This is a genomic window from Pseudomonas sp. 31 R 17, from assembly GCF_900004915.1.
In the GTDB taxonomy this organism is placed as follows: Bacteria; Pseudomonadota; Gammaproteobacteria; order Pseudomonadales; family Pseudomonadaceae; genus Aquipseudomonas; species Aquipseudomonas orientalis_A.
Genome location: NZ_CVTN01000056.1, coordinates 2,610 through 17,934 on the forward strand (window position 1 = coordinate 2,610; position 15,325 = coordinate 17,934).

Genomic DNA, 15,325 nt, shown 5'->3' on the forward strand with positions numbered 1-15,325 from the left:
GGCCGTTACCGCAGAAACGGATATGTACTCGATCTGATCCAACATCCTGGTCGGCCCAGAGGCCGCCATCGGGGGCAAGCCCCCTCCCACATTTGAATCGAGTCTGACCAATGGCCCCTTGCGCGGACCTAATTTCCTTGTTAGCTTCTGGCAAAATGTTAACGATAACATTTGCTCTAAAAATAAAAACAAAACAGAGACCCACGCCATGAAAATGCTCCCGAAAACCCTGTGTTTATTGGCTGCCAGCATCACTCTGGGCAGCGTTTCCCCTGTGTTTGCCGAAGCCGCCAAGCCGATCCGCATCGGCGCCTCCTTCCAGGAGATCAACAACCCCTATTTCGTCACCATGAAGAACGCCCTGGAAGAAGCCGGCGCGAGCATCGGGGCGACACTGATCATTACCGACGCCCGGCATGACGTGTCCAAGCAGGTCAGTGACGTTGAAGACATGCTGCAAAAAGGCATCGATATCCTGCTGATCAACCCGACCGATTCGGTCGGTGTGCAATCGGCGGTCAAGTCCGCCCATGCTGCCGGTGTGGTCGTAGTGGCGGTGGACGCCCAGGCGGAGGGCCCGCTGGATTCTTTCGTCGGCTCGAAAAACTTCGATGCCGGTTTCCAGGCCTGTGAGTACCTGGCCAGGCACATCGGCGACAAAGGCAATATCGCCATCCTCGACGGCATCGCCGTGGTGCCGATCCTCGAACGTGTGCGCGGTTGCAAGGAGGCGGTGGCCAAGCACCCGGACATCAAGATTGTCAGCATCCAGAACGGCAAGCAGGAACGTGACCAGGCGCTGACCGTCACCGAAAACATGTTGCAGGCCCAGCCCACCCTCAAGGGCATTTTCAGCGTGAACGACAACGGCTCCCTCGGCGCGCTGTCGGCCATCGAAGCCAGCGGCATGGATGTGAAGCTGGTGAGCGTCGACGGTGCGCCGGAAGCGATCAAGGCAATCCAGAAACCCGGCAGCAAGTTCATCGCCACCTCGGCCCAATACCCCCGTGACCAGATCCGCCTGGCCCTGGGCATAGCCCTGGCCAGGAAATGGGGCTCGCAAGTGCCCGCCACGATCCCGGTGGACATCACCCTGATCGACCAGGCCAAGGCCGGAAACTTCAGCTGGTAAACCCCTGCGCCCCACGTCCGCCGTGGGGCGCCGGTCTTCCTTCTGAGTGCGAGGCCTTCGGTATGAGCAGTCTTCTGAAGCTGGAAAATATCTGTAAACGTTACCCGGGGGTGCAGGCCCTCCAGTCCATCAACCTGCAAGTGGAGCGCGGCGAAATCCACGCGTTGCTCGGGGAGAACGGCGCGGGCAAATCCACCCTGATGAAGATCCTCGGCGGCGTCGAGCATCAGGATGAAGGGCAGATCCTGATCGACGGTCAGCCCCGGCAATTTGCGACCTACCGTGATGCGATTGCCGCCGGCATCGGCATTGTGTTCCAGGAATTCAGCCTGATTCCCTACCTCACGGCGGTGGAAAATATCTTCCTCGGCCATGAGCTGAGCAACCGCTTCGGCCTGTTGCGCAAACGCGAAATGCTTGAGGCCTGCCAGGCGTTGTTCAAGCGCCTGGGCGTGTCGATCAACCTGGAATGCGCCGTCCGGCACCTGAGCGTGGCCGAGCAGCAGTTCGTCGAGATCGCCAAGGCCCTGGCCCTGGATGCGCGTTTGCTGGTGCTCGATGAACCTACTGCAACGCTGACGCCCAGCGAGGCCGAGCTGCTGTTCGAGATCATGCGCGAACTCAAGCGCCAGGGCGTGGCAGTGATTTTCATCTCGCACCATCTGGAGGAGATTTTCCAGGTGTGCGACCGCATCAGTGTGTTACGCGATGGCGGCAATGCAGGCGTCACCGCCGTGGCCGACAGCGATATCGACCGTCTGGTCGAGATGATGGTCGGCCGCCGCCTGGAATGCAGTTTCCCGCCCAAGCCCACCACCGCACGCGGGCCTTTGCTGCTGGAGGTCAAGGACATCCAGCTGGTGCGCAACGGCCCGCATAACCGCTTTGACTTGCACAGCGGTGAAATCCTCGGCTTTGCCGGCCTGGTCGGTTCCGGTCGCACCGAACTGGCCCTGGGCATGATGGGCGCGCTGCCCTCGGTGAGCAAAGACGTGTGGCTGCGCGGCGAAAAGGTCAGCCTCGACGACCCGGCCCAGGCCCTGGCGCACGGCATCGGCCTGCTGCCGGAGAGCCGCAAGAGCGAAGGGCTGATCACCGACTTCAGCATTCGCGAAAATATCTCGTTGAACAACCTGCCCAAATACCAGAACGCCGCGGGCCTGATCGACACGGCCAGGGAATGCGCCAGCGTCGAAGCGCTGATGCGCCAGCTGTCGATCAAGGCGCCCAGCGCGGAAAGCCGCGTGTTCAACCTCAGCGGCGGCAACCAGCAAAAGGTGGTGATTGCCCGCTGGATCAACCACCACTGCGATGTGCTGGTGTTCGACGAACCCACCCGGGGCATCGATGTCGGCGCCAAGGCGCAGATCTACGCGCTGAAGCGCAGCCTCACCGAACAGGGCTACGCGATCATCATGATTTCCTCCGAACTGCCGGAAGTCATCGGCATGTGCGACCGCGTCGCGGTCTTCCACAAGGGCGCGATTGTCAAGGTGCTGGAAGCGTCCGCCGTCAATCCTCAAGAGGTCATGCGCCATGCAACAGGGGGCTCAAGTGAATACGTCCATTAATACGGCAGGCACCGGCCGGTTGCGCCTGAACCTGGCGCGGTTGCTGCGCTCGCCGGCGTTTTATCCCTTTGTCGGGCTGGTGGTGGTGACCCTGGTGATGATTCTCGCCAGCGACACCTTCCTCACCGCCGGCAACCTGTCGAACATTGCGCGCCAGGTGTCGATCAACGCGATCATCGCGGTGGGCATGACCTGCGTGATTCTTACCGGCGGCATCGATCTGTCGGTGGGGCCGGTGATGGCGCTGTCCGGCACGCTCACGGCCGGCTTGATGGTCGCGGGGCTGCCGCCGGGTCTGGCAATCGGCGCCGGGATGCTGGTGGGTGTGGCGTTCGGCATCGGCAACGGCCTGTTCGTGGCCTACCTGCATATGCCGCCGATCATCGTGACCCTGGCGACCATGGGCATCGCCCGGGGCCTGGGGCTGATGTACACCGACGGCTATCCGATTTCCGGGCTGCCGGAGTGGTTCGCGGTGTTCGGCCGCGCCAGCGTGTTCGGCATCCAGGTGCCTATTCTGATCATGCTGCTCACTTACCTGGCGGCCTATGTGCTGCTGCAGCACACGCGCATCGGTCGCTACATCTACGCCATCGGCGGCAATGAGGAGGCGGTGCGCTTGTCCGGGGTACGGGCGGCGCGCTTCAAATTGCTGGTGTACGGCATCAGCGGCCTCACCGCAGCGATTGCCGGGCTGGTGCTGACCTCACGCCTGATGAGCGGCCAGCCGAATGCCGGTGTGTCGTTCGAACTGGATGCGATTGCCGCCGTGGTACTGGGCGGTGCGTCGATTGCCGGCGGGCGCGGCGTGATCATCGGCACCTTGCTCGGCGCCATGTTGCTCGGCGTCTTGAACAACGGCTTGAACATGCTCGGCGTATCGCCTTACGTGCAGAGCGTGATCAAGGGCGCAATCATTTTGCTGGCGATCTTTATCAGCCGTCAGCGCCATCGCTAACCCTCTATCCACACAGGAACGAACACCATGGACAAGCACTCTGATATGCAAGCCGTCGTCTGCCACGGCCCCAAGGACTACCGCCTGGAACGCATCGGCAAACCCCGGGCGCGGCCCAATGAACTGGTGATCCGCATTGCCGCCTGCGGCATCTGCGCCAGCGATTGCAAGTGCCATTCCGGCGCGGCGATGTTCTGGGGTGGCGACAATCCCTGGGTCAAGGCGCCTGTGGTGCCGGGCCACGAGTTTTTCGGCTATGTGGTGGAGGCGGGCGAGGGCGCCGAGGAGCACTTCGAAGTGACGGTGGGCGACAAGGTGATCGCCGAGCAGATCGTGCCCTGCAGCAAGTGCCGGTTCTGCAAGTCGGGCAAATACTGGATGTGCGAAGTGCACAACATCTTCGGCTTTCAGCGTGAGGTCGCCGAGGGCGGTATGGCTCAATACATGCGCATTCCCAAGACGGCCATCGTGCACAAGATTCCCGAGTCGGTGTCCCTGGAAGACTCGGCGCTGGTGGAGCCCATGGCCTGCTCGATCCATACGGTCAACCGTGGCGATATCCAGCTTGACGACGTGGTGGTGATTGCCGGCGCCGGCACCCTGGGCCTGTGCATGGTGCAGGTGGCGGCGCTGAAGACGCCGAAGAAACTGGTGGTGATCGACATGGTCGACGAGCGTCTGGAGCTGGCGAAAAAGTTCGGCGCCGATGTGGTGATCAACCCGTCGCGGGACAACGCTCGCGCAATCATCAACGGCCTTACCGATAATTACGGCTGCGACGTGTACATCGAGACCACCGGCGTACCGGCCGGCGTCACCCAGGGCCTGGACCTGATCCGCAAGCTCGGGCGCTTTGTCGAATTCAGCGTGTTCGGCGCCGAGACCAGCGTGGACTGGTCGATCATCGGCGACCGCAAGGAGCTGGACGTACGCGGCGCCCACCTGGGCCCGTATTGCTACCCGATTGCCATCGACCTGTTCGAACGCGGCCTGGTCACGTCAAAAGGCATCGTCACCCATGACTTCCCGCTGGATGACTTCGCCGAGGCCTTCGAGCTGGCCAACTCGACCAAGTCGATCAAGGTGCTGTTGAAGCCGGTGCTCTGACGATGAACTACGTGATGGGTGTAGACATAGGGACCCAGAGCACCAAGGCGCTGCTGGTGGATGCCCACGGCACGATCATCGCCCAGCACAGCCAGGGCTATCGCGTGGATACGCCGAAAGTGCGCTGGGCCGAGCAATGGCCGCAGGTCTGGCTGGACGCGGTCGAGACGTGTGTGGCGCAGTGCATGCTCAAGGCCGGCGTTGCGGCGCAACAGGTCAAGGCGTTGTGCATCAGCAGCCTGTACGGCGGCTCGGGCATCGCGGTGGATGCGCAGATCACACCGTTGCACCCGTGCCTGATCTGGATGGACCGTCGTGCCGGTGAGCAAGTGGCGTGGGTGCGTGGGAATGTCGACCTGGACCGAATGTATGCGGTCACCGGCAACTCGCTGGACAGTTACTACGGCTTCACCAAGATGCTCTGGCTCAAGCAGCACCAGCCTGACGTGTGGGCCAACACGCGCTACCTGCTGCCGCCCAACAGCTATATCAACTGGTGCCTGACCGGCGAGCTGGCGGTGGACCACAGCAGCGCCGGCAATATCGGCGGTGTCTACGATGTGGTTGCGCGCGGCTGGTCGGGCGAGATGCTCGATGCACTGGGCATCCCGCCGGCGATGATGCCGGAGCGGTTGCTGTATTCCGGCGAGGTGGTGGGTGGTTTGCTTCAGGACTGGGCCGCGCGCCTGGGCCTGCAGGCGGGCACGCCGGTGCTCGCCGGTGGCGTGGATGCGGCCATGGCGACCCTGGCGGCGGGCGTCACCCAACCGGGCAACCATGTGGCGATGATCGGCACCAGCATGTGTTGGGGCTACCTCAACCAGCAGGTGGACGCGCAGCACGGGTTGGTGAGCATGCCTCACGTCTATAACGGTCATCGCGACCTGTACATCTTTGGTGGCGCGATCACCGCAGGGGCATCGGTCAGTTGGTTCCGCGAGCAGTTCTGCCAGGCCGAGGAGCAACAGGCCCGGGCGAGCGGCGAGGACAGCCTGGTGTTGCTCGAGCGCAGCGCGATGAACATCCCGGCGGGCAGCGAGGGCCTGTTGTTCCTGCCCTACCTGATGGGCGAGCGCAGCCCGGTGTGGGACGACCGCGCCAGCGGCAGTTTTGTCGGGCTGAACCTGTATCACACGCGCATCCACCTGTACCGCGCCGTGCTCGAAGGGGTGAGTTTTGCCCTGCGCCACAACATCGAAGCCGGCACCCGGGGCGCGCATTCCCTTGACCCGCGCTTGATCGTGGTGGGCGGTGCGAGCCATTCGGATGTGTGGATGCAGATCATCGCGGATGTGACGCGCTACCCGGTGTACACCATCGTCCAGGAAGTCGAAGCGGCGCTGGGGGCGGCGTTGCTGGCAGCGCACACGGTGGGGTTGGTCAGTGATGAGGCGATGGACAAGGGCTGGGTGCAGTTGGCATTGCGGGCGCAGCCCAAGCGGGAGAATGTCGCGGTGTACGACCAGGCGTTTGCCGAGTACCTGAAGCTGTATCCCGCGCTGAAACCGATCATGCATAACCTGCAGGCCAACTGACCCAACCCAGTTCAAAAAGGTGGGAGGGGGCTACACCCCGATGGCGGTGTAACAGTCGCCCCCTGTGTTGAATGACACACCGCTATCGGGGGCAAGCCCCCTCCCACAGTGGATCTTCATTGTTCTTGAGATTTTGATCTATGAACGCGATTTTTGACTTCACTCACCACCGCATCCTCGTCACCGGCGCCAGCAGCGGCATCGGCCGCGAAATCGCCCGGCAGCTGATCGCCAGTGGCGCCGAGGTCTTCGCCCTGGGTCGCGACGCCCAGGCCCTGGCCGAACTGGGCTGCCACAGCCTGAGCGTGGATATCGCCGACAGCGCCGCGCTCGACCACGCCTTGAATGAGCTGCCGGCGCTGCACGGCCTGGTCAACTGCGCCGGCATTTCACGCCTGGAGCCCGCCGCCGCCATCAGCGCCGAAGCCTTCGACCAGGTGATGCAGGTCAACGCCCGCGCCGCGGCGCACGTGGCCAGCCGCGTGGCGGCAAAAATGATCGAAGAGAACATCGCCGGCAGCATCGTCAACGTCTCAAGCCAGGCCTCGCTGGTGGCGCTGGATGATCACCTGAGCTACTGCGCCTCCAAGGCCGCCCTCGATGCGATCACCCGCGTGCAATGCGCCGAATGGGGTCGCTTCGGCATTCGCGTCAACAGCGTCAACCCCACTGTCACCCTCACGCCGATGGCGACCATGGCCTGGTCCGATCCGGTCAAGCGCGACCCGGCACTGGCCGCCATTCCCCTGGGCCGTTTTGCGCACACCGTGGACGTCGCGTTGCCGGTGCTGTTCCTGCTCAGCGATGCGGCCAGCATGATCAGCGGCGTGAGCCTGCCGATTGATGGCGGCTATACCAGCCGTTAGCCGTTCTCCAACTGCCCGGCGATGACCACCTTGTCCCGTGGCTTGTGCGGGTCTTGCAGGCGATCGAGCAACAGGCGCACCGCGCTGCTGCCGGCCAGCGACGCATCGTGGGCCACGCAGGCGATGGGCACGCCGAAAATATCGGCGAAGGGCAGGCGGTCGATGCCGCAGATGGTCAGGCTGTCGTGGGCGATGTTGTGCATGCGCAACGCGCGCAGGGCGCCGAGGGTGATCAATTGGTTGAAGCCCATGATCGCGTCCGGCGCCGAGTGCGCGGCGAGGTAGTCGAGGGTGTGCAGGTAGGACGGCATCAGCGTGTAGTCCCCGGCCTGCACCTCGACCTGCACCTGGGGATGGTCGGCCAGTACTTCGCGCAGGCCCTTGAGGCGTTCGACGGTGATGCGCGAGTGTTCGGGGCCGGTCAGCACCAGCAGGCGCTTGAGGTCCGGGGTCTGGCGCAACAGGTAGTGCGCGGCCTGGATGCCGCTGTGGTAGTTGTCGAGCACCACGCGGCTGAACGGGCTGTCGTGAAGTGTGCGGTCAAGCAACACGACCGGGGTCTTGCCGTTGCCCAGGCGCTCGAGATAGTCGGGCTGGTAGCTTGGCTCATCGGAGACCGGCGACAGGATGATCCCCGCCACGCGATAACCCAGCAGGGTATCGACGGCCTTGCTTTCCAGTTCTTCGAGCTCATCGGTGTCCACCAGCATGATGGTGTAGCCGTGCTTTTTCGCTTCGCGGGAGATCGCCTTGATCATCTCGCTGTAGAACGGGTTGTCCACCGATGCGGTGATCACGCCGATGATCAGGCTTTCACTGCGCTTGAGCCCCCGCGCGAAGGCATTGGGCACGTAGTCGAGCTCGCGCGCCACTTCCAGAATGCGCGCCAGGGTGGCGGGTTTGACCAGGTCAGGTTTGCTCAACGCCCGGGACACGGTGATGGTGGTCATGCCCACCCGTTTGGCGATGTCGCTGATGGTGACGGACTTTTTCTTGTTCATCGGTAAGGCTGCAAGAGGACACACCCGCAGGCTAGCATGCGCGCCTGCCCAGGGTGATTCAAATCAGCGGGTCCCAGCGTTGCGACCAGTCACCTTCGGCCTTGACCACTTCGCGCAACAAGGTCAACGCCTGCTGCAGCACCGCCGAATCCCGTGCCCGCGAATACACCAGGTACGTCGGGAAACTGAATTCCGGCGCCTTGGCCACCCGCTGCATCACGCCGCTGTCCAGGTAGCTCTGCACCACGCGCGTGCGGAAATACCCGGCGCCGCCGTTCTCCAGGATGTACTGCAACGCCAGCGGCCCGAGGTTGAAACTCACGGCGGCGCGCGCGCGGTCGGGCAGGGCGGCGTCGTGCTGCTGGCGAAAACCCTGGCCCCAGTCGATATACACGTACGGCTCGGGTTGGCTCGTCAGTTGCACCAGGATCAGTTTTTCTTCCAGCACCTGCTCCACCTGCAAACCCGGCCAGTATTGCGGCTGGAACACCAGCGCGGCGTCGAGCACGCCCAACTCCAACTGGCGCAACAGGTATTCGCCCTCGCGAATTTCAGTGCGCAGGGCATGCCCGGGGATATGCTCGCGCAGCGCCTTGGCCCAGCCGAGCATCAGCGGATTGCACAGGCTGACCTCACCGCCGATATGCAGCACATTACGATAGCCATCGGGCAACGGCAGGTCGCGCCGCGCCGCTTCCCAGGTCTGCAGCAACTGGTTGGCGTACACCACGAAGGCCTCGCCGTCGGCGGTCAGGCGAGCACCGGCGCGATTGCGCACGAACAGCGTACTGCCCAACTGGTTTTCCAGGTTTTTCACCCGTGCGGTGATGGCGGTCTGGGTGACGTGCAGTTTCTCCGCCGCTGCGGCGAGGCTGCCGCAGCGGGTGATTTCGAGGAAGGTGCGTGCCAGCTCGATGTCCATGTCGGTTCCGAAATCAAAGGAAAGTCGGCGCCATTGTAGGACGACTGGCGGCGAAGGGTGAGCGCAATGGCGCGTTCACTCAGGGCAGGATAATTTCGGCGGACGTTTCTCCTGCTATGGAGCGGCTGACCCTGACGGTATTGCCCTGGGTCGCAGGGTATTCGCTCCAGTACAGGCTGTTTTCATTGCTTCGGGTATACATCTGGCCCACCTGGCGCCCATCCGCCCTGAGCAGGCGATAGTCGCTGTTGATCAGGTAGACCGCCACCGCCTTGTGAGGCCCCAGGGTGCACCAGACGGTGTAGGTTTCGGATTTGGCCCAGCCTCGGGTTTGCGTGCTGACATGGGTGACGCTCAGGCTGATTTTTGCAGAGGCCTTGAAGAAACTGGCGAATTGCAGTTCGACGCTGCTTTCTGTGCCGACGGTCTGCGAGGTGCTCTCGGTGGTCGACCCATTTTCGATGCGGGTACTCGCCCAGTTATAGCGTTGTACGGTCGAAGTGTTGTTATGCGCGTGGTTGAGCAACACGTAGTAATCCTTGCGCTCCAACTGGTAGTAGGGCGTCTGGGTCAACTGTTCCATAGGGGTCAGGTCGGGGTCTTCGATAGTGAACCAGGGCAGTTGGGTGACATAGGCCGTGGTGGTTTTTTCGAACGCTGAAGGCTTGGCGTAGCTGTGCAGAATGGGGGCGACGCTGGGCTCCGTCGATTCAATCAGCATATGTGCGCGCAGGGCATGCACGGGGGGACTGGCCAACGGTCGAGCATAGCCCGGCTGGCCCATGAAAGTGGCGGCGCTGAAATACACTTCAGCCGGTGGCGCAGTGGGCGGCTTGACACTCCAGGCGGAAAAATCCCCGGGTGCGCCGGTGCCTCGATCGCTCCACAGCAGTTCGTCGATGTGCGACGTGACCGGCAGATCATCACGCAGGCACCGAACCGCATTCACGGAAGGCTCAAGCAGGCCGTTGCCAACGACCAATCCCATTGCCACATAGCCTTCAGGCGGCACCGGGCGCCAGATCGACACGTTGTACCCCGGTTGCTCAAAGGCCCATACCCGTTCGAAATCCGTGGGTGGCTTCAAGGCGGTACCCGTGGGGCCATTGGCATCGGCGACCACCGGCATCGCCTGGACGCCGTCGATGGTGTTGAAATTATCTTCAAGCCTGTCGCCGATCGGGTAGTAGCCAGCCAGCTTCGCAGGTATGCGAGGGCGCCAGAGACCGGCGGGCGCGTCGCCAAAATGCCCATCCTCGCGACGCCGGTTGTTCCAGAGGTGAGTAAAGTTGTTAGTGAAGTTGATCAGCAAGTCTTTGTATTTAAGGGGGACCATCGGGATCGCTCTGTTCAGTCGGGAAACCCCTGGCGGTTATCAGTCCGCCGGAGGGTTGAGTACGCTGGACAGTTGATACCTGCTGGAGCGGCGGGAAGCGGTAGATAGCTATTATTAGGGCAGGCATCTTTTGATTGGAATGCAGTGCAAATGTGGGAGGGGGCTTGCCCCCGATGGCGGCCTCTGGGCCGACCAGGATGTTGGATTGGACCGGGTACATATCCGTTTCTGCGGTAACGGCTGCTATGGGTTCCGCTTTTACAGCGGCTCACTTTTGAAAAGCGCAAAAGTAAGCAAAACGCTCTTGCCCCACCACTCGGCACCTCGCTTGGGCTCGGGGTGCCCGAACGCAGGCTTGAATCCGTGGGCCGCCGCCACGCGCCATCCATGGCGCGGGGCGGCTAACCCGGCGTCCTGCCGGGTTACCCACGGATTCAAGCCTGCGTTCGGCCAGCGTGGTTTAACGGGGCGCCTAAGATCAAGATCAAAAGCAGATCAAGAGCAAGAGCGACTCGCTGCGCATCGTGGTTGCGGTTGGGCGCTGCTGAGTTGTGTAGATACTTATGGTCATCGGGGGCAAGTCGAATCGTCGCACCGCCCCTCCCACATTGGGTTGTGGGGTGAATCAAGAGTGATCGAACTTCGGTAGATCCGGTAAGGCTCACTCCCAGCCGCCACGGTCGAGACACCGGGTGTTCGCCGGTGGCTGTTTGCCGTAGGCCAGAAACTCCCCGAGCCAGCGGCTGACGCAGCCGTCGGCTGTGGCCTGGGCGGGTTCCTTGAGCAGCAGCGAGTCGACGCCGGACGCGCCCGGTTCGCCGCGCCCGGCGTTGACCAGCACCATGCGTGCGATGCGTTCGGGAAACCGCGTGGCGTAGCGGTTGCCCAGGCGCGCCGCGTCGGCATTGCCGACGTAGTTGAGCCGGGACTCGCCCAGTTGCCCGCGCACATACTCCATATCCTCTGCCGCCTGTTCGAGGGCATCGCTGCCTTTGAGGTCGCGGCTGCTCAGTTCGATCATGTCGTAGCGGTCGACGAGCATGCGATACGCCGGGGTGGCGTAAGACTCCCAGCGGCCGGCCAGGTGCAGGGCAAAGGTGGCATTCCTGGCCGTACGCGGATCGCCGGACTGGATAAACACCACGCCCTCGCGGTTGAGCGGGTCGCGCGCGCCGACGCGGGTCACGCTCAAGCGCAGGCGGCCGCGGCCAGGGGCGGCATGGTCGCGGGGCACCGTCACCACGCCACATTGGGTACGGGCGAGTACCTCGGGGTCGAGCGGCTCGAACACCGGGAAGGGGCAATCGAGTAACCAGTCAATGGCGGTGGGCGCGATCAACGGCTCGGCCAGGCCCAGGTGTGCGATCAGCCAGCCGCCGAGGCAGACCAGGCATTTTCCAACAACGCTGGATTTCATTAGAAGGTCCCGGGAAGCCGTGTGAAGTCGGCTTTTTTACCAAGGACCTTGGGTCTAATAATGTAAGGCGATTAAACGGATCGTGTACGAAACTGGAGTTTCGTTTATCAGGTGCCGCTATTCCAGCCACCGCCCAATGCTTTGTACAACGCGATGCTGGCTTGCAGGCGCGACAGCCGCAGCTGCACGTCCAAGTCCTGGGCCGCGTACAACGTGCGTTGGGTTTGCAGCACTGTGAGCAGATCCTCGGCACCGGCCTGGTAGCGGCTTTCGGCGATCCGGAACGCAGTCCGGGCCTGTTGCAGTTCTTCGGCTTGCCATTGGCGTTGCTGGTCGAGGCGGCTAATGCTGCTGAGGGCTTTTTCCACATCGGCAAAGCCGTTGATGATCGCCCCACGGTAGCTTTGCAGAAGCTCATCCTGGCGCGCGCGGGCCTTGTCGCGTTCGGCGCTTAAACGACCGTTGTTGAAGATCGGCGCCACCAGGCCCGAGGTCAGGGTGTAGAACGGGCTGCGCAGGATCTCGTCGGCCTTGTACGCGCCCGAGCCGAGGGTCGCGCCGAGGGTCACCGCGGGCAGCATCGCTGCACGGGCGACGCTGACGTCGGCACTCGCCGCCGCCAGCTGTGCCTCGGCCCGGGCGAGGTCGGGGCGTCGGCTCAATAACTGGCTGGGCACGCCGGGCCCGATGGTTGGCCAGGTCAGTGCCGGGAACGCCTCGCTGCCCAGTTCCAGCGCTTGCACGGGCTGGCCGAGCAGTGCGGCCAGGGTGATGCGCGCCTCTTCGGCCAGTTGCTGGACCAGCGGCAGTTGCCGTTGCTGGCCGGCCACCAGGCTTTTCTGTTGCGCCAGTTCCAGGGCCGTGGCGGAACCGGCGTCGTAGCGGGTTTGCACCAGCTTCAGCACCGCGCGCGCATTCGCCAGGTTCAGCTCGGCGATCTGCACGCGTTGGCGCGCCGCCAGGGTTTGCGCGTAGCGATCGGCGACGTTGCTCAGCAGGGTCAGTTCCACGTTGGCCTGGTCGAACCGGCTGGCCTGCAGGCTATGCAGGGCGCCGTCGCGCGCAGCGGCGCGACCGCCCCAGAAGTCGAGTTCGTAGCTGGCCGTGAGGTTGGCGTCATAGCTGGTGACGGTTTTATTGTTTTCGGTGGCGTTGAGGTCCGAGTTGCCGCTGCCGCGCAGCAGCTTTTCGCGGGTGGCGGTGAGGTTGAACTTGACCTCGGGCAGCAGCGGTGCGCCGGCAATCACCGCCGTTGCCTGGGCCTGGCGCACGCGGGCCATGGCGGCGGCCACATCGAAACTGTCACGCCGCGCCTGGTCGATCAGGCGGTTGAGCGACGGGCTGCCAAAGTGCGTCCACCAGCGCTGGTTGGTGGCTTGGCTGGCCGCGCGTTCGGCAGAGTGCCAGGCGGCGGGCGGCGTGATGCCGCTGTCGACGGCGCCGGGGTTGCCGGCGCAGGCGCTGAGCAGCAGGCACAGTCCGAGCAGGGAAAGCGGTGTGGCAAGGGAGGGTTTATTCACTGGTCAATGCCTTAACCGGATCGAGCCGGGCAGCTTTACGGGCCGGCATAAAGCCGAATACGACGCCGGTGACCAGCGCGCAGCCAAAGGCACCGAGCATCGCCACCAGGGAAAACTGCACGGCCACTTCGGCCAGCACCAGCACGCCGCCCACCAGCAGCGCCAGGGCGATACCGAACAACCCGCCGACCACCGAGAGCATCACCGCCTCGGTGAGAAACTGGCGCAGGATGTCGCGCTGGCGTGCGCCGGTGGCCATGCGGATGCCGATTTCGCGGGTCCGTTCACGTACCGTCATCAACATGATATTCATCACGCCGATGCCGCCCACCAGCAGGGAAATCGCCGCAATCGAGCCGAGCATCAGCGACAGGGTATTGGCCGTGCGCGCCTCGGCCTGGATCATCGCGGCGTTGTTGGTCAGGTGGTAGTCGTCCTTGCCGTGGTGCAAACGCTTGAGCAACTGATCGATGGCCTGCTCGGCGGCGTTCACCCGGGTGGCGTCGGCGGCGGCGATCACCACGTACTCCGGGTTGTAGCTGCCGAACAGGCGGATGCTGGCGGCGGAGTAGGGGATGGCAATGCGATCGTCGCTGTCCTTGTTGCCCGAGCTGGAGCCTTTTTCCTGGAGCACGCCCACCACCTGGAAGGGCACGTTTTCGATCAGGATGTACTGGCCGATGGGGTTGACCAGGCCTTTGAACAGCTTGTCGCGCACCCGTGCGCCGATCACCGCGACGGTGGCGGCGTTGCGTTCGTCGGCCTCGGTGAAGTAGCTGCCCTCGACCACCGGCCAGTTGAAGATGGTCGGGAAATTAGTGTCGTTGCCGCCCACATAGGCCATGTAGTCAATGTTGCCGAAACGCACGCCGGCTTCGGCGCCGTTGACCGGCATGATCCGTTTCACCTGCGGCAGGGTGGCCAGGGCGGCCACGTCGGCGGGCGTGATGATGCCCAGGGGCGTACGCGGGTTGGGCGACGAACCACTGACATACAGAATGTTCGAGCCGAACGCGCCCATCTGCGCCATGACCTGGCGCTTGCTGCCTTCACCCACGGCCAGCATGACCACCACCGAGGCCACCCCGATAATGATGCCGAGCAGGGTCAGCGCGGTGCGAAAGCGGTTGATCCACATCACGCGCCAGGCCGCTTGCAGCGCGTCGAGCAGTTCGGCTTTCCAGGCACCGTTGTGTTCGGCGCCATCGGCCAGGCGCTGGCGCAGGTCAACGGCTTGCAGCGCCGCGCTGTTCGCGGGTGCCTCGGTCTGAGGGGCGGGCGAGTCGCTGATGATCAGGCCGTCGCGAATCTCGATGATGCGGTTGGCCCGCGCCGCCACTTCGCGGTCATGGGTAATCAGAATGACCACATGGCCCTGGCTCGCCAGTTCGTCGAGCAGGGTCATCACCTCGGCGCCGCTGTGGCTGTCGAGGGCGCCGGTGGGTTCGTCGGCGAGGATGATATGCCCGCCGTTCATCAGCGCACGCGCGATGGACACCCGTTGCTGCTGACCACCGGAGAGCTGGTGCGGACGGTTGCCGGTGCGCTCGGCCAGGCCCAGGCGGGTGAGCAGGGCATTGGCGCGGGCGTGCCGTTCGCCGGCACTGATACCGGCATAGATCGCCGGCATCTCGACGTTTTCCTGGGCCGATGCCGACGGGATCAGGTGGTAGCCCTGGAACACGAAGCCGAACGCTTCGCGGCGCAGCCAGGCCAGTTCGTCGCTGCCCAGTTGGGCGACGTTTTCCCCGGCGAACAGGTAATCGCCTTCGCTCGGGCGGTCGAGGCAACCGAGGATGTTCATCAACGTCGACTTGCCGGAGCCCGACGCGCCGACGATGGCGACGAATTCCCCGGCGTGGATCGACAGGTCGATGCCGCGCAGCACGTCGACCTGCGGGCTGTCGCCGCCGCCGTAGGATTTGCGGATGTGCTTGAGTTCGATCAGTGGCGTGGTCAA

13 protein-coding genes are annotated in these 15,325 nt (G+C 63.6%); 6 read left to right on the forward strand and 7 right to left on the reverse strand.

Annotated elements, in window-relative coordinates:
• Nucleotides 1-210, reverse strand: a 210-nt coding sequence (locus tag BFP89_RS29085) for a hypothetical protein (protein WP_218061315.1), incomplete at its 3' end; no start/stop codon positions are given.
• Here BFP89_RS29085 and BFP89_RS07080 point away from each other — a divergent pair.
• The 6 genes from BFP89_RS07080 (at nt 209) to BFP89_RS07105 (ending at nt 7,169) form a co-directional block, all read left to right on the forward strand.
• Nucleotides 209-1,132 (forward strand): substrate-binding domain-containing protein, encoded by a 924-nt coding sequence (locus BFP89_RS07080; RefSeq protein ID WP_065884814.1) that lies wholly within the window; start codon nt 209-211, stop codon nt 1,130-1,132. The genes BFP89_RS29085 and BFP89_RS07080 overlap by 2 nt on opposite strands.
• 62 nt (nt 1,133-1,194) lie before the next feature.
• Nucleotides 1,195-2,703 carry a sugar ABC transporter ATP-binding protein gene (locus BFP89_RS07085; RefSeq protein ID WP_065884815.1) on the forward strand — a complete coding sequence of 503 codons (1,509 nt, stop codon included), beginning with the start codon at nt 1,195-1,197 and terminating at the stop codon, nt 2,701-2,703.
• Entirely contained in the window at nt 2,669-3,661 is a 993-nt protein-coding gene (locus BFP89_RS07090) for an ABC transporter permease (RefSeq protein ID WP_065885041.1), read from the forward strand. The genes BFP89_RS07085 and BFP89_RS07090 overlap by 35 nt, the downstream gene beginning before the upstream one ends.
• A gap of 27 nt (nt 3,662-3,688) precedes the next feature.
• On the forward strand, nt 3,689-4,768 hold the full coding sequence (locus tag BFP89_RS07095; protein ID WP_065884816.1) for an alcohol dehydrogenase catalytic domain-containing protein: 1,080 nt from the start codon (nt 3,689-3,691) through the stop codon (nt 4,766-4,768).
• 2 nt (nt 4,769-4,770) lie between these two features.
• Nucleotides 4,771-6,303, forward strand: a complete 1,533-nt coding sequence (locus BFP89_RS07100; RefSeq protein ID WP_065884817.1) for an FGGY-family carbohydrate kinase — start codon at nt 4,771-4,773, stop codon at nt 6,301-6,303.
• A 140-nt stretch (nt 6,304-6,443) separates the two neighbouring features.
• Complete coding sequence (locus BFP89_RS07105; RefSeq protein WP_065884818.1) at nt 6,444-7,169, forward strand: SDR family oxidoreductase; 726 nt, start codon at nt 6,444-6,446, stop codon at nt 7,167-7,169.
• On the opposite strand, the gene BFP89_RS07110 is transcribed toward BFP89_RS07105, so the two are convergent.
• The 6 genes from BFP89_RS07110 to BFP89_RS07135 all read right to left on the reverse strand — a co-directional run bounded on the left by BFP89_RS07110 (nt 7,166) and on the right by BFP89_RS07135 (nt 15,325).
• A complete protein-coding gene (locus BFP89_RS07110; protein WP_065884819.1) occupies nt 7,166-8,170 on the reverse strand; it encodes a LacI family DNA-binding transcriptional regulator in 1,005 nt (334 codons plus the stop codon). The genes BFP89_RS07105 and BFP89_RS07110 overlap by 4 nt on opposite strands.
• A gap of 58 nt (nt 8,171-8,228) precedes the next feature.
• Nucleotides 8,229-9,092, reverse strand: a complete 864-nt coding sequence (locus tag BFP89_RS07115; protein ID WP_065884820.1) for a LysR family transcriptional regulator — start codon at nt 9,090-9,092, stop codon at nt 8,229-8,231.
• Nucleotides 9,093-9,171: 79 nt separating this feature from the next.
• Nucleotides 9,172-10,428 (reverse strand): Vps62-related protein, encoded by a 1,257-nt coding sequence (locus BFP89_RS07120; RefSeq protein ID WP_065884821.1) that lies wholly within the window; start codon nt 10,426-10,428, stop codon nt 9,172-9,174.
• A 661-nt stretch (nt 10,429-11,089) separates the two neighbouring features.
• The gene (locus BFP89_RS07125) at nt 11,090-11,845 is read right to left on the reverse strand and encodes an alpha/beta fold hydrolase (protein WP_065884822.1); all 756 of its coding nucleotides are present in this window, start codon (nt 11,843-11,845) and stop codon (nt 11,090-11,092) included.
• A gap of 107 nt (nt 11,846-11,952) precedes the next feature.
• On the reverse strand, nt 11,953-13,365 hold the full coding sequence (locus BFP89_RS07130) for an efflux transporter outer membrane subunit (RefSeq protein WP_065884823.1): 1,413 nt from the start codon (nt 13,363-13,365) through the stop codon (nt 11,953-11,955).
• Nucleotides 13,358-15,325, reverse strand: a complete 1,968-nt coding sequence (locus tag BFP89_RS07135) for a MacB family efflux pump subunit (RefSeq protein WP_065884824.1) — start codon at nt 15,323-15,325, stop codon at nt 13,358-13,360. The genes BFP89_RS07130 and BFP89_RS07135 overlap by 8 nt, the downstream gene beginning before the upstream one ends.